At 48.3% G+C, this 24,361-nt stretch carries 5 protein-coding genes; 1 reads left to right on the top strand and 4 read right to left on the bottom strand.

What is annotated here, in order from left to right; genetic code table 11:
• Positions 1-80: 80 nt before the first annotated feature.
• Positions 81-695 carry an HAD family hydrolase gene (locus tag R7E00_RS02855; RefSeq protein WP_005375585.1) on the top strand — a complete coding sequence of 205 codons (615 nt, stop codon included), beginning with the start codon at positions 81-83 and terminating at the stop codon, positions 693-695.
• Positions 696-803: 108 nt separating this feature from the next.
• Here R7E00_RS02855 and R7E00_RS02850 read toward each other — a convergent pair whose 3' ends face one another.
• The 4 genes from R7E00_RS02850 to R7E00_RS02835 all read right to left on the bottom strand — a co-directional run bounded on the left by R7E00_RS02850 (position 804) and on the right by R7E00_RS02835 (position 24,317).
• Entirely contained in the window at positions 804-1,283 is a 480-nt protein-coding gene (locus tag R7E00_RS02850; protein ID WP_005388254.1) for a Dps family protein, read from the bottom strand.
• Positions 1,284-1,583: 300 nt separating this feature from the next.
• Complete coding sequence (locus R7E00_RS02845) at positions 1,584-3,584, bottom strand: methyl-accepting chemotaxis protein (RefSeq protein WP_049537031.1); 2,001 nt, start codon at positions 3,582-3,584, stop codon at positions 1,584-1,586.
• 121 nt (positions 3,585-3,705) lie between these two features.
• Complete coding sequence (locus tag R7E00_RS02840; RefSeq protein ID WP_033906832.1) at positions 3,706-4,059, bottom strand: hypothetical protein; 354 nt, start codon at positions 4,057-4,059, stop codon at positions 3,706-3,708.
• Between the two features lie 431 nt (positions 4,060-4,490).
• Positions 4,491-24,317 (bottom strand): tandem-95 repeat protein, encoded by a 19,827-nt coding sequence (locus R7E00_RS02835; RefSeq protein WP_262605997.1) that lies wholly within the window; start codon positions 24,315-24,317, stop codon positions 4,491-4,493.
• Positions 24,318-24,361 lie beyond the last annotated feature (44 nt).

Here is a 24,361-nt window from a genome sequence, read left to right as displayed (position 1 = left end):
ATCTAAGCAGAAGAATCTAAACTTAACAATAACCTTTTGTTTTTTAAAACGATAGTTCGGTTAAGTTGTACGAGGTCATTATGATTCCATTCCCTTTACAGCTCGATAAAATTAAAGCCGTGGTGTTTGATTTAGACAACACCTTGGTGAGTTCTGATATGAACTTCGGCGAATTGCGACAACAGCTAGGTTGTCCGCAGAGTGAAGATCTATTGGATTTTGTCGACGCACTTGAGCATCCTCACCATAGAGAGCACGCTCATAACGTGATATTTGATTACGAGATTTCTGATGCTGAGCAGTCTGCTCCAATGATTGGCTGCCATGAATTACTCGCCCACTTGCATCAAAATGAAATCAAAACCGCTATCGTGACGCGCAACTGTCAAATCGCCACGCAGCGCAAACTAGAACACAACCAAATCTCAGTGGAACGAGTCATCACTCGTGAATGCTTCCCGCCCAAGCCAGACCCTTTGTCTCTTCAGGTATTGGCGAAAGAGTGGCGTTTGATGCCTGATGAAGTGCTTTATGTCGGCGATTACCTTTACGACTTACAGGCAGCGTATAACGCACAGATGCCCTCTTGCCTTGTTCATCACGGTAATCAAGAAACTTTCAATGATTCAGCCTCGTTGGCGCTTAATGAACTCAGCGATTTATTGAGCCATTTCCAATCCTTACCACGCAAATAAAGCACACATATAAAATACGCAAACAAAAAAAGGGGCACCAACGTGCCCCTTATGACTTATTCCCGATTGTTTCATGCGTTCCCAAGGATTGCTTGGGTGATGCGCTGCTTAACCTTGTAGGTAAGCGTTAAGCATCCACATTAATTTTTCTTGCTCACGGATGTAGTCACCCATCAATGCCGCTGTACCTTCGTCATCTGCTTCACCCGCGTTTTGTAGAATCTCACGCTGTTTTAGAAGTAGAACGCTAAAGCCTTGAACCAGACCTTGTACACACTCCTCACCAGAAGTCGCGTTTTGATGTTCTTTAATTTCACTTGCTTCCAAGTAGTTGCTGAATGCGTGCGCTGGCGTATGACCCAAAGTTAGAATACGCTCTGCAAGCTCATCGATTTTTGTTTGTAGATCAGTGTAAATCTCTTCAAATTTTACGTGCAGTTCGAAGAATTGCGCACCTTTAATATTCCAGTGGTAACCGCGAGAGTTCATGTACAACACTTGGTAATGCGCTAGCAGTTGATTTAGTTGTTGAGCTAGTTGTGCTGATTGTTCGCTGTCTAGACCAATTAGGCTTACTTGTTTGTTCATAATCTTGCTCCTAGAAGGATGATACCAATCGTAGTAACGAACGATTCTCTTACTGGGATTGGTATAAAGTTTAAAAATTCTTTTGCAGTATTTGCTGCCGATGGAGTCATATTACGACTCCGGCTCGGTGAAGAGAATTTGGTTTTAACTATGATTTAAATAGCCAAATCCAATGAGCAAGTAGACGAATATCGGCGTATCATCCAACAAAAAGCCCCAATCCTTTTTGTGTAAAAAGAATTGGGGCTTTTTTACTATTTGGTTAACGTTCAAAAGTAGATGAACAGACGTAAACCTTATCTATGCCGTTTTGAAAGTTGCCATCTGTTGATTCAGCTCAGTAACTTGCTCTTTTACTTGCAATGATGTTTCTGATGCACGTTGGCTGTTATTCGAAACCTCATCCACTGATTGAGTAATGCCGGACATCAATCCAGTGATCGAATTGGTCGCATGAGATTGCTGCTCTGCCGCTGCCGCAAGCTCTGCCATTTGTTCATTCAAGGAACCTATTTGCTCCGTAGTAACAAGCAAACGAGTTACCGCTTTTTCAATGTGCTCAGCGCCCTGCTCCGCAAGTGATTGACTGTGTTCAATCTCCTCAACCACCGAATGGGTCGAGCGTTGAATCGCATTGATGATGCCGTTGATTTCCGTCGTCGATTGAGTAGTGCGCGTCGCTAACATACGCACTTCGTCCGCCACAACCGCAAAGCCTCGCCCTTGGTCACCTGCGCGCGCTGCTTCTATCGCGGCATTCAATGCCAGTAAGTTAGTTTGCTCTGCCAAACCTTCAATCACTTCCGTCACTCGACCAATGGCTTCGCTCTCTTTGCTTAGCTGTGTGACTTGCGTACTCGCAGTTTCAATGCTGCCGTGCAAACTTTCCATGGTGACTTTGTTTTGCTCTAGTGCATCGCGACCTTGTTCAATCTCGCCTTTTGAATCAGAAAGCTTCTGCACCGATTGATTGGCTTGATCTAGGGTGTTACGCGCGGCTAAAGCGATTTCATCCAATTGGCTTCCCATTTCAACAATGCTGGTCTGTTGCTGTTCAACATTCGATGAAGTGACTTGCGCCGATTCCAATAAAGCCCCCATGCTGGTATCCACTTGGTGCGCTTTCTCACTCACCCCTGCCACGATGCTCGCTAACGATTGGTTCATGCGGTTAATCGAATCGGTAAGGTCTGCCAATTCATCTTTCCCAACAACAGTTAACGGAGGCTGAGAAACATCTCCTGAAGCGATCGTCTTGGCTCGCTCCGATAAGTTTTTCACTCGGCGACCAATGGTGTTGCCCATGTATTTTGAAATCGCTACTGCGGCAAACAAAACTAATGCTGCTGCAATCAACATAGTGGTCAGTACGTTCTTGATCGACTGATTAATACCCTGTCCACTTTGATCAGCACGACTTTGCTGAGCCAATACGATCGTTTCTAAACTTTGGTCTAGTGCATCCGCTGCTGGCAACAGTTCATTCGCCATTAACAAGTTTGATTCGTTCCATTCTGGCGATTGACGCAATGCAATCACCTGCTCTGCTAAAGGAAAGTACAGTTGCTGCATTTCTTTAAACAGTGACCACAGTGATTGGTCGTTATCGGTAAGTCTGTCGAGTTTGCTATCGATTTCCGCCACAGATTGATTGTGGTATTTAATCAAGTCGTGGTATTTGTCTAGATGATCTTGCTGCCCGTATAACAGGAAATCTCGCAGTGCAGACAGTGCATTGGCGAGCGAGGTATAGCTGTCGGCATAAACTTTGAACAGACGTTTTCTGTCTCCACCGAATGGGTTTCCTGACTCTTCGTTGATTAAGCTTTGAAGCTGGTCAAGTGCCACTTCTGCAATGGGTGCCGCTTCGTTAATAAAGAGGTTGTGTGCGGGTAAGTTCTCATCACTGTGGCTAAGTTCAATCAGCTTGTTTAGAGAAACTTTTACCGCGTCCCACTGGCTTTGGATCGCTTGAAAATCCTGTTCAGAGATCAACGCCTGCAACGTTGGAAGCGACTCGTCTGTAGATGCCATGATATTACGCACGTCCTCACTCAGACGTGCGCTCGCCTCTTCATCGCCACCTAGCAACATGTAGGCTCGAATCGAGGACAGCGACGCTTGAACGGACTGTTGGATGCCGCGACTGGTGTCGACGGTCGGTAAATCGGATTTAAGTAACGAAGAGGCGTATTGCTCTACGGTAGTGACGTTGCGATACGTGAATACCGCTGATGCCATAAAAAGTACGGCTAGCAGCACAAAACTGAGCTGCAACTTCCCTGATATCGTAAGGTTCATCCATAAACTCCTGACAACGATGAGCCTTAAATATAACGATGTTTACAAAAATATTAAATACAGGTGTCAAAAGTTACTAAGAAAACCATGTAAACCACTATTTTAAGCCTATAAATAGGGCTTATTCGAAGTATGGTATGCGCTCACTACGTAAAATCAGATAATTAACGTAAGTCGTTTCTAAGCAGTCTTGCTCCCACAACGAAAGAATCCGCTTAGTGGCGAAGTAGTAATCTTTATTACGCAGTAACACGCCCACCGTGCGGCTGAGCTGCTCAAAGCGCTGTTGCTCATTAGCAGAGATGTCATTGTCCTCATTTTCAATGATGGGCGCCAATCCATCGGCAAACCAATTGTTCAGAATTTCACGCATCTCAAGTTCTGACTCCGGTACATCGATACTCGACAACTCGCGATGCTGTGGTGGTGGCACTATGTACTTCGATGCTTTTGGCGAACTGACATAACGGTACATGTCGCTCCTCCTTGTAAATGACTCTTATACCCAAGTGACTTCAAGATGCAAGATTCAGAGCGTTGTCATTGATTCGGGGTCAAGGAAAACAACGCAGCGTAATAGTCAGCTCTTTCCAAGTTGTTTGACACAGAAGCCGAGTCAATGACACGCTCCCGAAGGGCGAGCTGTCTTGGTTTGTATACTTTGTTGTCGATTCTTGATTTAGACCCACTAGACCTTTAAATCGCCGCCGCGTCTACAAACCAAGCCATTCTCGCTGAACCTAACATCTCGAGGTTACTTGGGTATAAACTAGCTAAGAATACTTTTTTCAATTTCCAAGTTTTTTCTAAAGCTCATAGAAAGAAGCCCAACAAAAAAGCCATGCAAAGTAGGCTCTGCATGGCTTTGGTTTGGGCAGCAATGACACTGCCCTCGTCTAGGACTGGTTACATTGAGCTTTGATCGAAATCGTTGCCTTGGTCAGTACCCGTTTGAGTATCCGAGTCGAAGCTGCCAGAGTCATCCGTGAAGTCAACACCTTGATCTTGACCTCCCGCACTTGTCCAGTCGCTGCCACCAGATTCCATACCCGCCATATCTGGTTGCTGATCTTGAGCAGAACCTTGCATGGTGTATTGATCATCGACTTCAACTTCAACTGTGCCACTCGCACCTTCTACTGCGCTGCCCAATTCGTCGTAACCTTGGAATTGGATTTCGCTCGTACCTTCGTAACCTTCTGGTAAGTCAACCGATACTGGTTGGTTCAGGTTGCCACTTAATGTGAAGCTGCCATCGCCATTATCCAGCGCGTTACTTACTGATGCACCATCAGGTAGACCGGACATTTCTGCATAATCCACCGATTCGTTACCACTGACCTCATCTGGAACCGAGATAGAAATGGTATCGCCTGGTGCTGCAGTCACATCAGCTGCGCTCTCCTCTTCACTGTCTGCACCGTTTGCTGCTTGCTCTTCAGGCTGTTGCGCTTCACCGACTTGCTGCTCTGATGATGCTTGAGCAGTTTGGATTTGTGGCTCGTCGCTTTGCGCTGAATCGTCCGCAACTTGGATGCTCAGATTCTGAGTCGATACTTCACCGTTGTCGTTGACCTGAACATCCATAGCCAAATTGCCATCGAAGTCATCGTTCGGCCAGTATGTCCACTCTTCATCACCTGATTTCGCAAAGAAACCAGCATCGTTTGCATCGGCGACATCCAACACTTCTGCAGAAGGGCTAATGCCAAGCTCATCAATCAACTGTGCTTCCGTTAGTGTTAGTGAACCATCATCAGCCAGTGCGTAGCCTTCGCTGGTTGTGGTTTCACCTTCACCTTGGATGTCGACATTAAAGAAGCTCTCAATGCGGTTTTCACCGTCAGTTGCAATAAAGCCAACTTGAACATCTCCGGTGTACCCTTCTGCTGGTGTGAATTGGTAGTTACCTTGGTTATCGGCCTCTATCACACCTTGACCTTCCATTAGGCTCACTGACTCAATGCTCAAGCTATCGCCTTCTGCATCGCTCAAGGTAGATAGCATGTCATCATTGGTGAACGACAAGGTGCCATCCGCAGCCATTTCTGTGGTAGAAATGCTGTCGATTTCTGGAGAAACATTATCTTGTGGTGCGTCTTCTTTCACGACCACACCCGTTTGCTCATCATGAAGCACACCGTCTTTATCAATCACGTAAGCGATATCCGCTTCACCCGTAAAGCCTGGTGCTGGATTGAATGTCCATGTGCCATCACCGTTATCGACAATTTCACCTTGGCTGCGATCAGCTAGGTGCACGAATTTCACTTCATCACCCGCGTCAGCGTCTACGTTCTCTGCCAATCCGATTAGGTCATCTGCGGTTAGGATAACAGGTTCACCCGCTAGGGTTTCGAAGTCACCTGAATCGATGCCATCTTCGAACTCTTCTGGCTCGTCACCATAATCCACCGTTGTTGCGGTCACGGTTACGAAGAACTCGCCATTAAAGTCAGCCGGAGGCGTCATTTGCAGGTCTGAAATATCCCACTCGTTCAAGTCGATGTATTGACCCGGCTCCGTAATGGTAATGGTATTCACACCATCCGTAACTTCGAAGCCAACAGGGAAACCAGTCATCACTAGGTTACTTAGCGTTTCTGAATCGTCGATTAGACCGACATTCAAGCCTAGGTGACCTGTTTCGTCTTCACCGAAGACTAATGGACCATCATGGTCGGTTGTGATGACCGCGCCATCCGCAACAGGGCGAACAAACACTGGCACATCAAGTACTGTTTCAAACTCACCGTCACTTACCACGACTTGCAAGTCAGAAACCCCTGCAAAATCGCCAGTTGGTGTGAATGTCCATGTACCGTCACCGTTGTCTGTTACCTCACCACCATCTTCACCTTCTGCGGTGATAATGCGTGATACGACTAGGTTTTCAGTGTCGATATCGCCGAACAAGTTCATCAGGTCGCCAGCGTCGAAGGTGAATGCGCCATCCTCGTCAGTTGCCATAAAGGCATTACCCACATTGAATGGAGCATCGTTGACTGGAATGACATCCACATTCAACGAGCCTTCAACCACTTCTTCACCATCCGTCGCGGTGTAGCCCAGTTCCACCAAACCATTGAAGTCTTGAGTAGTTACCAAGTGGTACATACCATCTGGTTGCTGGGTTAATGTCGCGTTTGCAGGCGCACGAACCGTGATGCTTTCTACGCTGATTTCGTCACCATCAAGATCCGTAACTTGATCAGCGATGTAAGCTGGGTCAATCACCATGACCACATCTTCTTCGCCTTGCATCTGGATGGTTGGCGCTTCTGGTGCATCGTTAACCGCTTCGATGTTTAGATTGCCTTCAACCGGCGTAACTAAATCACCATCGCTGACGCCGAACGACATTGGCACATCGCCATTGAAGTTCTCTGCCGGAGTGAATGCCCAAGTGCCATCACCGTTGTCTAGCAAGTCACCGTATTGCTCATCAATCACTAAGTCGACAGCAGACAGTTCGTCGTAGGTGTTGTCGATGTCTGTCGCGTTAGCAAGCAACATGTCCTGCGTGATAAGAATGGTGGTATCTTCGGTGCCAGCAATATTCACTGGCGTTGATTGCGGCGCATCGTTAATTGGGTTCACCGTTAGGTCGACGCCCACTTCCACGCTCGCACCATCGTTATCAATCAAGTCGAAGCTTAGGTCGATATCGCCATTGAAGTTCGCATCAGGCGTAATCGTGAAGCTACCATCTTGGTTCTCAACAACGGTTGCATTGGCTACCGCGGTTAAGTTCACCGCTTCTAGATTATCGCTGTCGACGTCACCCGCTTGAGCCAGTAACTGCTCTTGACTCAATGTGATTGAACCGTCTTCATCGACGCTGTAAGCCAAATCGCCAGATACCGGAGCATCGTTGACTGGCAATACATCAATGTTCGCATTGGTTGTCGCAGTTGCACCGTCTTCATCAGCGACTACCACATCGAGACTTACGCCACCGTTGAAGTTTTCATTTGGTGCGAAGCTGTAAGTGCCATCGTCATTCGCCGTTAGAATGCCGTCGCTACCACTGTAAGAGACGCTTTCTAGGCTCACGTCACCTTCCACATCGCTTGATTGCGCTAGCAGTTGCTCTTCCGTGAAGATAATGACTTCGTCTTCATTGACAGAGTAACTTGTCGCACCTGCGATTGGTGGATCGTTCACCTCAAGAACGGTAATACCCGCAGTGGTTGAGTCTGTCGCACCCTCTTCATCGACAACTACAACGTCTAGGCTAACCTCGCCATTGAAGTTCTCGTTTGGAGAGAAGGTGTACGTACCATCACCATTGTCTTGGAAGACGCCATCGTTGCCACTGTAAGTCACACTACTGATGTCTACGTCGCCTTCAATATCCGACGAATTAGCCAGTAGTTGCTCGTCACTGATGGTGATCGAGTTGTCTTCATGTACGGTGTAAGACGTGCTGCCCGCCACAGGTGGATCGTTCTCCGGCGTCACACTCACATCAATGTTGGCAGAGGTCGTATCCGTACCGTCTGACACATCGAAAGTGAAGTTCACATCACCATTGAAGTTCTCGTTTGGAGCAAAGCTGTAGGTCCCATCACCGTTATCGGTTAGGACACCATCAGCGCCAGTGTAAGTGACACCTTCTACCGATAGGTCATCACCATCGATATCCGTTGCGCCATCAAGCAGATCTTGGTCAGTGAAGGTCAACACACCATCTTCACCAATGGTGAACGCTTGATCTTCCGGCTGCGGCAAGTCATTAACTGGGTTAACCGTTAGGTCCGCCGTTGCAACGATAGTATCGCTGCCATCGTTGATATCGAACGTGATATCAATGTCGCCATTAAAGTTCGCGTCAGGCGTAATGGTAAAGCTACCATCGTCATTAGCCGTAACCGTCGCATCACCGTCAACCACTAGGTTAGAAGCGGTTAGTGCATCACCTTCTACATCCGTTGCTTGTGCCAACAATTGTTCTTGGCTTAGCGTGATTGAGTTGTCTTCGTCGACACTGTAAGCCAAGTCACCCGATACTGGAGCATCATTGATTGGCAGAACATCAATGTTTGCCGTCGTCGAAGCGGTCGCACCATCTTCGTCCACGACTACAACATCAAGGTTCACTTCACCATTGAAGTTTTGGTTTGGTGCAAAGCTGAACGTACCATCACCATTGTCGGTAAAGATACCTTCGCTGCCACTGTAGCTCACGCTATCTAGTGCTACCTCACCTTCAATATCGGAAGAGTTCGCCAACAACTGTTCTGCACTGATGGTGATGACTTCATCTTCATCAATGGTGTAACTGGTTGTGCCTGCGATTGGCGGATCGTTCACCTCAAGTACCGTGATACCTGCGGTAGTTGAATCCGTCGCGCCATCTTCGTCGATTACAACAACATCTAGGCTCACTTCGCCATTGAAGTTCTCGTTTGGCGAGAAGGTGTACGTGCCATCACCGTTGATTTCCAGCACACCATCGTTACCGCTATAGCTCACGCTATCAATCGATACATCACCTTCAATATCCGATGAGTTCGCTAGTAGCTGTTCATCACTGATGGTGATCGAGTTATCTTCATGCACTGTGTAAGACGTGCTGCCTGCCACTGGTGGATCATTCTCTGGCGTCACACTCACATCGATATTCGCGGTCACGGTATCCGTGCCATCGGAAACATCGAAGGTAAAGTTTACGTCGCCATTGAAGTTTTCGTTCGGTGCGAAGCTGTATGTGCCATCGCCATTGTCAGTAAGAACACCGTCCGCGCCAGTGTATGTGACACCTTCTACCGATAGGTCATCGCCATCGATATCGGTTGCACCATCCAACAGGTCTTGATCAGTAAAGGTCAACACGCCATCTTCACCAATGGTGAACGCTTGATCTTCTGGCTGTGGTAGGTCGTTAACTGGATTAACCGTTAGATCTGCCGTCGCGACCAAGGTGTCAGAACCATCACTGATATCAAACGTGATATCAATGTCGCCATTGAAGTTCGCGTCGGGCGTAATGGTAAAGCTACCATCGTCATTAGCCGTAACCGTCGCATCACCGTCAACCACTAGGTTGGAAGCGGTTAGTGCATCACCTTCTACATCCGTTGCTTGAGCGAGAAGCTGCTCTTGGCTTAGCGTGATTGAGTTGTCTTCGTCGACACTGTAAGCCAAGTCACCCGATACTGGGGCATCATTGATTGGCAGAACATCAATGTTTGCCGTCGTCGAAGCGGTCGCACCATCTTCGTCCACGACTACAACATCAAGGTTCACTTCACCATTGAAGTTTTGGTTTGGTGCAAAGCTGAACGTACCATCACCATTGTCGGTAAAGATACCTTCGCTGCCACTGTAGCTCACGCTATCTAGTGCTACCTCACCTTCAATATCGGAAGAGTTTGCCAACAACTGTTCTGCACTGATGGTGATGACTTCATCTTCATCAATGGTGTAACTGGTTGTACCTGCGATTGGTGGATCGTTCACCTCAAGAACGATAATACCCGCTGTTGTTGTATCAACCGCGCCGTCCTCGTCAACCACGACAACATCTAGGCTAACATCGCCTGTAAAGTTTTCGTTTGGTGAGAAGGTGTAAGTACCATCGCCATTAATTTCTAGCACACCGTCGTTACCGCTGTAACTCACGCTACTGATCGCAACATCACCCTCGATATCAGACGAATTAGCCAGTAGTTGCTCATCACTGATGGTGATCGAGTTGTCTTCATGCACAGTGTAAGACGTGCTGCCTGCCACCGGTGGATCGTTCTCTGGCGTCACGCTTACATCGATATTTGCGGTCACGGTATCCGTGCCATCAGAAACATCAAAGGTGAAGTTCACGTCGCCATTGAAGTTTTCGTTTGGCGCGAAGCTGTACGTGCCATCACCATTGTCGGTTAGGACACCGTCCGCGCCAGTGTAAGTCACGCCTTCAACTGTTAGGTTGTCACCTTCTACATCCGTCGCGCCTGTTAATAGGTCTGCATCTGTAAAGGTAAGAAGACCGTCCTCACCCACGGTGAACGCTTGCTCTTGTGGCTCTGGAGCGTCATTGACTGGTGTAACGGTTAGGTCAAGACCAGCAGCAACCACTTCTTCGCCATCCGTGACATCGTAACTAAACTCAATGTCGCCGTAGAAGTTCTCGCTTGGAGTAATGGTGAAGCTGCCATCCTCGTTCATTTCAACCGTTGCATTTTCATCATTGGTGCTCAGGTTGATTGCACTTAAGTCATCGCCATCGATATCAACAGCGTGCTCCAGTAACTGCTCTTGAGTTAGCGTAATGCTGTTGTCTTCGGCAGTGACTGCAGTGATGTCACCCGTTACTTCTGGTGCATCATTGGTTGGCGAGATATGAATCGTCACATCTTGCGTCGCTGTCGCCGTTGTACCTGTATCCACATCCGTAGAGGTTGCATTTACGGTTAGCGTCACATCGCCGTTGAAGTCCGCAGAAGGGATAAACTCTAGTCCTTCTAGCTCGCCTGGTTGTAGTGACCAAGTGCCGTCACCATTATCGACACCCGCTGATAGTGCGCTGCCTTCTGGCACATCTTCAATCAAGATTGAGAGGTTTTCTGAACCATCGGTATCGCTTAACGCTGCATCGATATCAAGCGGCACTGGTGTATCTTCGGTACCAATAATTTGGTAATCCGCATCCGCTACCGTGATTTCGATGTTGTCGATACCAAACGATTCATCCCAAACGTCTTGATTCAAGGTTGAACCGAAGCCGAGTTGCAGTTCGCCATCCTCGACAGGAACCGTCAGGTTGATTTGGTGAGCTTGGTCATTCCAACCACTGAAGCCTTCACGTTGAGAGGCTCCGTGGATCACTTCACCCACTTCGTTACCGTCAGAATCGTATAGCGTTGTCGTACCATCTTGAGTACGGAACGCGGAGTTCTCCAAGGTGGTTAGCTGTTCGCCACCCACAAAGATTTGGAACGACTCGCCATCCCAAGAATCGATTTCGTAGAAGCTAAACGATATATTCACTTCATTAACATCACTTGGGATCTCGTAGGTTTTGCTGACCGTTTCATCACCGCCAGTGCCACCAATACGACCCAGCATGTCGCCCGTTTCGAAGCCTTGAGAGCTTTCAGTGTTCGCGTTCCAACCGTTCGAGCCAGACTCGAAGTTATCAGACGCAATCACCAAGTCCGAAGCAATCGACAACTCTGGCATATCAACCACAGATTGAACATCAATGTTCGCTTCAGCAGGAACCGTTGCAGTGCCATCGTTGACATCAAACGTCACGTTCACGTTGCCATCGAAGTTTTCGTTTGGTGCGAAGGTGTAAGTGCCGTCACCGTTGTCGACTAACGTACCACTGTCAGAAGCAACGTTCTCAACCGTTAGGTTATCACCATCGATATCACCTGCATTTTGCAGCAGTTGCTCTTCGGTGAAGGTGAAACTGGTGTCTTCTTGCGTAACAAACTGTGGTTGACCAACCGTTGGTAGGTCGTTCACTGGGTTCACAGTCAGATCGGCAGTGGCTTGAATGGTCGCATCGCCGTCCGTAATGTCGAAGCTCAGATCAATGTCGCCATTGAAGTCCGCATCTGGTGTGATAGTGAAGCTGCCATCGTCATTCGCAACAACGGTCGCATTGCCGTCAACAGTGAGGTTCGCCGCGGTTAGGTCATCGCCATCTACGTCGCCTGCTTGTGCAAGAAGCTGTTCTTGGCTTAGCGTGATAGAGCCATCTTCATCCACGCTGTAAGCCAAATCACCTGATACTGGAGCATCGTTGATTGGCAATACATCAATATTTGCATTGGTTGCTACCGTTGCACCGTCTTCATCGGTCACGACCACATCTAGGCTGACATCACCGTTGAAGTTTTCGTTTGGCGCGAAGCTGAATGTGCCATCGCCGTTGTCAGTAAAGATACCGTCAGAGCCGCTGTAGCTGACGCTATCAATCGCGACTTCGCCTTCAACATCAGAAGCACTCGCCAATAGCTGCTCAGAGCTGATGGTGATCACTTCGTCTTCGTTCACTGAGTAGCTGGTCGCGCCGGCAATTGGCGGATCGTTCACCTCAAGTACCGTAATACCTGCGGTGGTTGAATCCGTCGCACCGTCTTCATCGACAACCACAACGTCAAGGCTCACTTCACCATTGAAGTTCTCGTTTGGCGAGAAGGTGTAAGTGCCGTCACCATTGTCTTGGAACACGCCATCTGCGCCGCTGTAGCTCACGCTGTCGATTGCTACTTCACCTTCGACGTCAGATGAGTTAGCCAATAACTGCTCGTTACTGATGGTGATCGAATTGTCTTCATGCACCGTGTAAGAGGTGCTGCCCGCAACCGGTGGATCGTTCTCTGGCGTCACACTCACATCGATATTCGCGGTCACGGTGTCCGTACCATCGGAAACATCGAAGGTAAAGTTCACGTCGCCATTGAAGTTCTCGTTTGGCGCAAAGCTGTAGGTCCCATCACCGTTATCGGTTAGGACACCATCAGCGCCAGTGTAAGTGACACCTTCTACCGATAGGTCATCGCCATCAATATCCGTTGCGCCATCAAGCAGATCTTGGTCAGTGAAGGTCAACACACCATCTTCACCAATAGTGAACGCTTGATCTTCTGGCTGTGGTAGGTCGTTAACTGGATTAACCGTTAGATCTGCCGTCGCGACCAAGGTGTTAGAACCATCACTGATATCAAACGTGATATCAATGTCACCATTGAAGTTCGCATCAGGCGTAATGGTAAAGCTGCCATCATCGTTTGCAGTAACCGTTGCATCACCGTCAACCACTAAGTTAGTCGCGGTTAGCGCGTCCCCTTCTACATCCGATGCTTGAGCAAGAAGCTGCTCTTGGCTAAGCGTAATTGAATTGTCTTCATCGACACTGTAAGCCAAGTTGCCCGATACTGGCGCATCGTTGATTGGCAATACATCGATGTTTGCGTTAGTTGCCGCAGTTGCACCGTCTTCATCAACAACCACAACATCTAGGCTCACATCGCCATCAAAGTTGGCGTTTGGTGCGAAGCTGAATGTGCCGTCACCGTTGTCAGTAAAGATACCGTCGGAACCGCTGTAGCTGACGCTATCAATCGCAACTTCACCTTCAACGTCAGAAGCGTTCGCCAATAACTGCTCAGAGCTAATAATGATGACTTCGTCTTCGTTCACTGAGTAGCTGGTCGCGCCTGCGATTGGTGGATCGTTCACCTCAAGTACTGTAATACCTGCGGTAGTTGAATCCGTCGCACCGTCTTCATCGACCACGACAACATCTAGACTCACTTCACCATTGAAGTTCTCGTTTGGCGAGAAGGTGTACGTACCGTCACCATTGTCTTGGAACACACCATCTGTGCCGCTGTAGCTAACGCTATCAATCGATACATCACCTTCAATATCCGATGAGTTCGCTAGTAGCTGTTCATCACTGATGGTGATCGAGTTATCTTCATGCACCGTGTAAGACGTGCTGCCTGCCACTGGTGGATCGTTCTCTGGCGTCACACTCACATCGATATTCGCGGTCACGGTGTCCGTGCCATCGGAAACATCGAAGGTAAAGTTCACGTCGCCATTGAAGTTCTCATTCGGTGCGAAGCTATAGGTACCATCTCCATTGTCAGTTAGGACACCATCTGCGCCTGTGTAAGTGACACCTTCTACCGATAGGTCATCGCCATCGATGTCCGTTGCACCATCCAGCAGGTCTTGATCAGTGAAGGACAACACACCATCTTCACCAATGGTGAACGCTTGATCTTCTGGCTGCGGCAAGTCATTAACTGGGTTAACCGTTAGGTCCGCCGTTGCAACAATAGTGTCGCTGCCATCATTGATGTCGAACGTGATATCAATGTCGCCATTGAAGTTCGCATCTGGCGTGATAGTGAAGCTACCATCGTCGTTTGCCGTAACCGTTGCATCACCGTCAACCACTAGGTTAGACGCAGTCAGCGCATCACCTTCTACATCCGATGCTTGAGCAAGTAGCTGCTCTTGGCTTAGCGTAATTGAATTGTCTTCATCAACGCTGTACGCCAAGTTACCAGATACAGGTGCATCATTGATTGGTAAGACATCGACTGTGATGTAAGTATCAACCTCTGCGCCATCTTCATCGCGAATGGTCACATCCAACTGTACTTGACCGTTGAAGTTTTCATTCGGTGCAAAGCTACAAGTACCATCACCGTTTACTGAGAAGATGCCATCTGGACCGTCGTAGCTGATGCCTACTAGCTCAACATCCCCTTCAACATCCGAAGCATTCAGTAGCACTTGCGATTCACTGAAGGTTAGAACTTGGTCTTCATCGATAGTGTATGCGGTAGGACCTGCGATTGGTGGGTCATTTACCTCAATCACAGTAATGCCTGCAGTGGTCGAGTCCGTTGCACCATCTTCATCGACAACGACAACATCTAGGCTCACCTCGCCGCTGAAATTTTCGTTTGGTGAGAAGGTGTACGTACCATCACCGTTGATTTCCAGCACGCCATCGTTACCGCTGTAGCTCACGCTATCAATCGCCACTTCGCCTTCTATATCAGACGAGTTAGCCAACAGCTGTTCGTTACTAATGGTAATCGAATTGTCTTCATGAACGGTGTAAGCCGTGCTGCCTGCAACCGGTGGATCGTTCTCCGGCGTCACGCTTACGTCGATATTCGCCGTCACGGTATCCGTGCCATCGGAAACATCGAAAGTGAAGTTCACGTCGCCATTAAAGTTCTCGTTTGGTGCGAAGCTATATGTGCCATCACCATTGTCAGTAAGAACACCGTCCGCGCCTGTGTAAGTGACGCCCTCAACAGATAAGTCATCCCCTTCAATATCGGTAGCGCCTGTTAGGAGATCCGCATCAGTAAAGGTCAGCACACCATCTTCACCAATGGTGAACGCTTGATCTTGTGGTTCAGGCGCATCGTTAACTGGTGACACCAATAACTCAAGGTTGGTTGAGACAACATCATCGCCGTCAGACACATCGAACGTAAAGGTGATGTCACCATTAAAGTCCGCATCTGGCGTTAAGGTGTAAGTACCGTCACCATTGTCTGTGATGGTGATGTTTTCATCATCCGTTGCCAAGTTCAGTGCTGTCAGTTGGTCTCCATCCAAGTCACGCGCATTAGCGAGCAAATCTTCTTGCGTGATTAGGATTGAACCATCTTCTTCAACCACAGCAGAAACAGGCAATGCTTCAGGCGTATGTTCAATGTGAGCACCCGTTGCATTGACGTAGATGGTTTGAGAAACGGTTTCAGAATCATTATTTGATAGCTCTGTCGCCGTTGCCGTTACATTGATTTCTAGCTGTTGGTTAAAGTCTTCTGGCAATTGAATCTGTAGCTCTTGTTCAATTGCTGTGGTTGGAAGCGTTACAGAACCATCTGGACCGACTGTTACTTCACCGCTGTAGATCTGGCTGTTCACTTCACCTACATCAATGGTGAAGTTGAAGTCACTATAATCGGCATCGCCGCCACCGTAGAGATCTTCAAAGCCGTAAACCAGTTCACCGTCTTCGTTCACAGTAGTTCGAGTATGTTCAATGCCATCTTGGTTGAGCTCTGAGCTTGTGCCGCCATGGAAGACTGCATCACCAAATTGGCTTTGAATCACGGTTTCAGAACCATCAGCACCCACAAACACGAGTTGTGGGTCGACCGTATCCATGTTCGCAGGAGAGCCATCTGCCGCACGGAACTCATACTGACCATCTTGCATGGACGCAAAGTCATTGAAGTTATGACCGTTAGGAATCAAGAATAGGTTGAAGCTTTCCCCTTCCGAGATTTGGAAGCTGAACTGATCTTGTCCCGGAATGAGGTCACCGCCTCCGCCAACTTGAGAGGCGTTTTCGTACACCACTTCAACGCCCGTGATATTGCCGTCTTCATCAACTTTGTAATAGCCAGCTGCGTTTTGGTAACCCGCGGTTTCACCTTCAAAGGTAACCGTGATTTCAGTATCGTTAAAACTGGTGATACCGTTGTCTTGATCGTTAAGTACCCCTTCGTTGTCGTAGCTGATCACCGAACCTTCTGGAACGCCATCAACGGTCACAGTCAGCGTTTCTGACAAGTCTTGGTCAACCAATGCTGCGGCGATGTTCACTTCAACAATACCGCCTGGCTCAACCAAGATTGCTTGATCATCCACATTTCGACCATCGCCATCAGTGATGACTAGGTCTGGCGCATCTGCCACGGCTTCGATATGGACATTAATGTCTTGCTCAACTTCATCAGTACCGTCAGAAACCGTAAAGCTGAACTGCAAGTCACCACTGAAGTGCTCTTCTGGTACGAAGCTAAATGTACCGTCACCGTTGTCCGTTACAGTACCTTCATCACCCGAGTAATTAATGCTGGTAACAGTGAGGTCATCACCATCAATATCAATCGCACCACTTAGCAGATCTTCTTGCGTGAACAGGATGCTGCCATCCTCTTCAATGTGGTACATGCCAGGCGCAACAATTGGAATGTCATTGACTGGGTTCACCGTCAATGTCATTTCATTGGCAACACTCAATTCACCGTCGCTTACTTCATAAGTAAACTCTATGTCTCCATTGAAATGTTGTGAAGGCGTAACGGTAAAGGTGCCGTCACCGTTATCCACGATAGAGGCATTAGGATCATTGGTTTCTAATGCCGTTGCGTACAGGTCATCACCATCTTGATCGCTGGCGTTTTCAAGCAGCATTTCTTGTGTCACGAGGATAGATCCATCCTCGTCCACGTCTGCCACGATTGGCGCTGCTTCTGGTGCGTCGTTGACGAACTCAACTTTCAAGTCGATGTTTGCCGCCACCACATCGGTGCCATCGCTCACATCAAACGTGAGGTCAACATTACCAAAGAAGCCCTGCTCTGGCGTTAATGTGTAAGTGCCATCGCCATTGTCTGTCACTTGAACCGTGTCGCTTAAACTCGTCACGTTAACAACAGACAGGTCATCGCCTTCGATGTCCGTCGCTTGAGCCAGCAGCTCTGCTTCAGTAATCGTGATAGCTTCACCGTCTTCTGTGGTGAAGGACAAATCAGGCACATCTGGCAGGTCGTTCACTGGGTTAACGGTGAGGTTTAGATCCGCAGCGACGGTTTCAATCGCGTCAGTTACGTCATAAGTAAATTCGATTTCACCAAAGAAGTTTTCGCTCGGTGTAATCGTAAAGCTACCATCAGCGTTCTCAACGATAGTTGCATTAGGATCGTTGGTCGATAGGTTCACCGCTTCAAGGTTGTCACCATCCACGTCCGTCGCGTTCGCTAACAAGTCTTCTTGAGTGATGGTAATTGAGCCATCTTCATCAACGACCGCATCAACTGGACCGCTAACCTCTGGACCTTCGTTGACGATCTCAACATCGATCTTCGCAGTGCTTGGTGCACTTGCTTGACCATCGCTGATGTCGAAGGTCAAGTTCACTTCACCGTAGAAGTTCGAAGTTGGCTCGAAGGTAAAGGTGTTGTCGCCGTTATCTGTCAACGTACCTTGTGACTGGTCAACAAGCAGTAGATTCTCGATATGCAGAATGTCGCCATCCACATCAGTCGCACCTGATAACAGGTCTTTTGCTTCGATGATGATGGTGCCGTTTTCTAGCATTTGAGTATGCAGCGGTGCACCAGGGACTGGCACATCGTTGACCGGAATAACGGTCAGATCTAAATGGGTATCGACTTCATCGGTGCCATCGAAGACTTTGTAATCGATGTCGACTTCACCATTGAAGTTTTCATTCGGCATAAAGGTGTAAGTGCCGTCGCCATTGTCGACAAGCTCACCGTTATCACCGCTGTAAGAGATATCAGAGATAGACAGCGCATCGCCTTCCACGTCACTTGCATTGGCAAGCAAATCATCCGCGCTAAACGTAATGCCCACATCCTCATCAGTCGACAACACAATCGGACCAGAAACGATTGGCGCATCGTTTACTGCTTCGAAGTTGATGTTGATGATGTTGTCGTCAGTGAGTTCACCATCCGTAACTTGGTAACCCAGCTCAATCTCACCGTAGAAGTTCTCATCTGGTGTGACTGTCCATGTACCATCGCCGTTGTCGGTTAACGTAGCGTGCTCCGCGTTGTCCCCCACCAGCTCAAGGTTTTGAATATCAAGAACGTCACTATCGATATCACTCGCTTGTGCTAAAAGCTGCTCTTCTGTAATTACCACAGAGGCAAACTGCGTAGAACCTTCGGTATCAATGGTCACATTTGGCAGGTCAGCGGTCAGTTCGATTTCACTGTCACCTTCACGGATATTAAGCTCTACCGTTTCCGTGATTTCCGTGCCGTCCACGCCAATAGATGTGAACACCGCTTCATCATGACAAGTTTGCGAAACCGTCATGTTTTGAACCACGTAAGTACCGTTACCTTGAATCGTACCTAGCTCAAAGTAAGACACCGGCTCGTTCACCGTTAGAGTGTAATCCGTCTCATAGCTACCACGATCTTCTTTGTGGTAAGTCATCGAGTCGATCAAGTCACCATCGGAGTTGAATGCGCGAATTTCGACTTCGGTAAAGTGGCGAGACTCTTCCATAAACCAGCCGCCTAGACCATCTAGGTGGAAGCTGATTTCGTTGATATCTTGACCTTCAACGGTCACAGTTAGTTTTTCATCACCGCTCAAGCCTTGACGGTCAGTATCACCAATACCGTGACCGATGTGTGTTTTACCATTCCACGCACCGAGTGGGTCATCATTACTTTGAACGGTAACTTTCAAATCACCATCAACAAACTCACGTGTGTAAGGGTCAACAGCAGTACCCCAATCATCGAGGCTAGCGTTGTCGTCAAAGGTACCAATTTGACTCGTATGCGTACCGTTCGCCAATGCATCATCATTTGGAATGAAGCGCACTTCCGTGTCTGCAGGAACCTCCTGCCCGACTTCTAGCTGTACCCATTCGTCATTTAGATTCGCTTCAATGATGCCGTTTTCAGGGGCTTGGTCGAGACGTAAAGCAGGCTCTTCACGCAGAGAAACACCCACTGTTTGGTCTTCTTCCGCTTGAATAAAGATCTCGTCGCCCGCTTCTGGCGCATCGTTGACAGGATTAACGGTCAGATCCAACGTGGTCAGAACATCATTTTCGCCATCGCTGATGTTGTAAGTAAAGTCCAACTCACCGTTAAAGTTTTCGGTGTGCGTAATGGTAAAAGAACCATCGTCATTGGCTACGATCGTCGCATCCGGGTCATTGGTTTGTAGATTGCTGGCAACAAGGTCATCACCTTCAATGTCTGTCGCATTCGCAAGCAATTGTTCTTGCGTGATGGTGATGGCGTTATCTTCATCCACCTCCGCTTGAATGCCTGACGTTTCTGGTGCGTCGTTCACCGCGATAACATCGATGCCTGCGGTTGTTGTATCCGTTGCACCATCTTGGTCGATAACCGTAACGTCGAGAGAAATGTTACCGTCAAAGTTCTCATTTGGCGTGAAGGTATATGTGCCGTCGCCATTGTCCACGAAGCTACCGTCGTTACCAGAGTAGCTAACATTCGCCAAGGCTACATCGCCTTCCACATCAGAAGAGTTAGCTAACAACTGCTCGTCACTAATGGTGATTTGACCGTCTTCTTGAACCGTGTAAGACGTAGAACCGGCAACCGGTGGATCGTTCACTGGTGTCACGCTGACATCAATGAATGCTGGTGTTGAACCTGTGCCGTCAGACACATCGAATGTGAACTGAACATCACCGTTGAAGTTCTCATTCGGCGCGAAACTATAAGTGCCATCACCATTGTCGGTAAGTACACCATCCGCACCTGTGTAGAGAACGTTTTCGATAGACAGATCATCGCCATCAATATCCGATGCACCTTCCAATAGGTCTGCATCCGTGAACAGCAAGGTGCCATCTTCTTCTACCGTGAACTGTTGATCTTGCGCTTGTGGCAAGTCATTCACAGGATTAACCGTAATATCCAGACCAACTTGTACCGAGCCGCCATCGTTATCAATGATATCGAAGGTCAGATCTAGGTCACCGTTGTAGTTTTCATCTGGTGTGATGGTGTAGCTGCCATCATCGTTGTATTGAATTGTCGCGTTGTCATCTGTCGATAGATTGATGGCTTCAAGGTTCTCGCTATCAATATCGCCCGCTTTGGCAAGCAGTTGCTCTTGGCTTAGCGTAATTGAGCTGTCTTCGTTGATGGTGTAAGCCAAATCACCCGATACTGGTGGATCGTTGATTGGCAATACGTCGACATTGATGTGCGTATCAACGGTTGCCCCATTCTCATCTTGAATGGTCACATCCAACTGAACTTGACCATTGAAGTTCTCGTTTGGCGCAAAACTACAAGTACCATCGCCATTGACGGTAAAGATACCATCCGAGCCTTCATAGCTGATGCCAACAAGCTCTACATCACCCTCGATATCAGATGCGTTGGCAAGAATTTGTGACTCACTGAATGTCAGTACTGAATCTTCATCAATCGTGTAAGACGTTGGACCGGCAACTGGAGGGTCATTCACTTCAATGACGGTAATGCCTGCGGTCGTTTCGTCAATCGCTCCTTGCTCATCCGCCACAATCACATCAAGGCTGATGTCACCACTGAAGTTCTCATTCGGCATGAAGGTGTAAGTGCCGTCACCGTTGTCTTGGAATACGCCATCGGTGCCTGAATAGGTCACGCTATCGATGGACACTGCACCTTCCACATCTGAAGAGTTAGCCAGAAGCTGCTCGTCGGAAATGGTAATCGCGTTGTCTTCATCAACCGTGTAAGACGTTGAACCCGCAACCGGAGGATCGTTCACTGGAGTGACGCTCACGTCCACGTTGGCTGGTACGGTCTCAGTACCGTCAGAAACACCAAAGCTAAAGCTGACATCGCCGTTGAAGTTTTCATTTGGTGCAAAGGTGTAAGTACCATCACCGTGGTCAGTCAGCACACCATCGCTGCCTGTGTAGCTAATGCCATCAACCGTTAAGTTATCGCCATCGATGTCGGTCGCGCCAGCAAGCAAGTCTGCATCGGTAAACTGAAGCGTGCCATCTTCTTCAACACTGAACTGCTGGTCTTGAGGAACAGGAAGATCGTTAACTGGATTAACCGTTAGATCCGCCGTTGCTTGGATAGTGTCTGTGCCATCTGTAATGTTGAATTGGATATCAATGTCACCATTAAAGTCCGCATCTGGTGTAATCGTGAAGCTGCCATCATCGTTCGCTGTGACGGTTGCGTTTCCATCTACAGTCAAATCGCTAGCAGTCAGGTCATCGCCCTCAATATCAGACGCTTGAGAAAGAAGCTGCTCTTGGCTGAGCGTAATTGCACCGTCTTCATCAACGCTGTAAGCCAAATCACCCGATACTGGCGCATCATTGATTGGCAATACATTCACATTGATGACGGTATCAACTTCTGCTCCATCTTCATCTCGAATGGTCACATCAAGTTGAACTTGCCCGTTAAAGTTCTCGTTTGGCGCGAAGCTGCACGTGCCATCATCGTTAACGGTGAAAATGCCATCCGGACCATCGTAGCTAATGCCAACAAGCTCTACATCGCCTTCCACATCAGAGGCATTCAACAGCACTTGCGACTCACTAAAGGTCAGAACAGAATCTTCATCAATGGTGTAAGAAGTTGGTCCTGCGACTGGTGGATCGTTCACTTCCAGCACCGTAATGCCAGCAGTGGTGACATCCGTTGCGCCTTCTTCATCAGCGACGACAACATCAAGCGTCACTTCACCATTAAAGTTTTCATTTGGAGAGAAGGTGTACGTACCGTCGCCATTGATTTGCAACACACCATCGCTGCCAGAGTAGCTCACGCTATCAATCGAGACATCCCCTTCTAGATCCGAAGAATTTGCCAACAGTTGCGCGTCAGAAATGGTAATAGAGTTGTCTTCGTGAACCGTGTAAGACGTTGAACCAGCCACCGGAGGATCATTCACCGGCGTGACGCTCACATCTACATTCGCTGAAACCGTATCTGTGCCATCAGATACGTCGAAGCTGAAGTTCACATCGCCATTGAAGTTCTCATTTGGCGCAAAGCTATATGTGCCATCTCCATTGTCAGTTAGAACGCCGTCGGTGCCTTCATAGCTGATTCCCGTTACAGAAAGGTCATCGCCTTCAATGTCGGTAGCACCTGCAAGCAGATCTGCATCAGTAAATTGAAGAGTGCCGTCCTCTTCCACACTGAATTGTTGGTCTTGAGGAACAGGCAGATCGTTGATTGGATTAACGGTTAGGTCAGCGGTTGCTTGAACGGTATTCGTGCCATCTGAGATATCGAAGCTGATGTCGATATCACCATTGAAATCTGCGTCCGGCGTGATGGTGAAGCTACCATCGTCATTTTGAGTCACCGTCGCATTGCCATCTACCGAAAGGTTAGAAGCCGTCAGTGCATCGCCTTCCACATCGGAAGCTTGCGACAACAACTGTTCTTGACTCAAACGAATCGAGCCATCTTCGTCCACCGAGTAAGCAAGATTGCCAGACACTGGCGCATCATCGACTGGCGTAACACTGACATCAATGTTGGCAGAAACCGTATCCGTACCGTCGGACACATCAAAGCTGAAGTTTACGTCACCATTGAAGTTTTCATTTGGCGCAAAAGTGTAAGTCCCATTACCGTTGTCGGTCAGGATGCCGTCACCACCGTCGTAGCTTACGCCCTCAACTGTTAGGTTATCGCCTTCAATATCCGTTGCGCCAGTAAGCAGGTCAGCATCGGTGAAGATCAGCGTACCATCCTCTTCAATCTCAAAGGTTTTATCTTCAGGCACTGGTGCGTCATTGATTGGACGAACAGTTAAATCAATCGAGCTAGAAATGGTTTCTTGACCATCACTGATATCAAACGTTAAGCCGAGTTCACCATTAAAATCAGTATCAGGTGTGACGGTATAAGTGCCATCACCATTATCCACAACGGATGCATTAGCACCCACTTGCACGTTGAATGCGGCAAGATCATCGCCATCAACATCACTCGCGTACCCGAGAAGTTGTTCTTGCGTGAAGGTAATGGTGCCATCTTCATCCATGATGTATGCCAGATCTTGCCCTACTTCTGGCGCGTCATTTTCACCTTCGACTTTAATTTGGAACGTTTCGCTCGTAGTTTCGGAGTCGAAATCGTCTTCTACTTGCGTCGTGGTTTCTTCGCTGGTGTCTTGTACATCCACCGCGAAGCTCTCTTCAGTGGTTTCTGAATCTAGCTCGTCACCACCTTGAGAACCTTCAGAGTCTGAAGAAGCACTTGGCGCAGATGAAGTTTGTACCGCTTGTCCTTGCGCTTCATTGCCTTCTGCGTCCGAACCACCTTCAGAGCCAGAGGCATCACCACCACCGACCGCTTGGGCACCCGCCCCAGAATCCGAACCACCGCTGCCCAGAGCCTCGTCACCTGATTCTCCGCTAGAAGCTACACTATCAACAACATTGGATTGTGCAGCGTCAGAGTCGCTGCTACTTTCAGTATCCTCTTCTTGAACTGCGCCACCCGAGCTCACTGCTTCTTCTTCCGTACCCGCGCCACTAGGATTTTCTTCCATCGCACGATTGGCTTCATCAACAGCATCTGCGCTTTCAGCACCGGTCGCTACAGTCGAAGAGACGGTCGACTGCTGTTTTTCTTCTTTTGTCCCCGTATCCTTCGTTTCTGTTTGCTCTACCGCATCGTTAAGCTTTTCATTGTCTTTTTCTTGATTAGTGTCGCCTGCCATTACAGCCTCCGTTGCTTTTAGCTAACTGATCGTATTTAGAGGCA

Source organism: Vibrio sp. Vb1755, assembly GCF_033338635.1.
Lineage (GTDB): Bacteria > Pseudomonadota > Gammaproteobacteria > Enterobacterales > Vibrionaceae > Vibrio > Vibrio alginolyticus.
The sequence above is the reverse complement of the archived record's forward strand: the minus strand, read 5'-3'. Positions and strand labels throughout refer to the sequence as shown.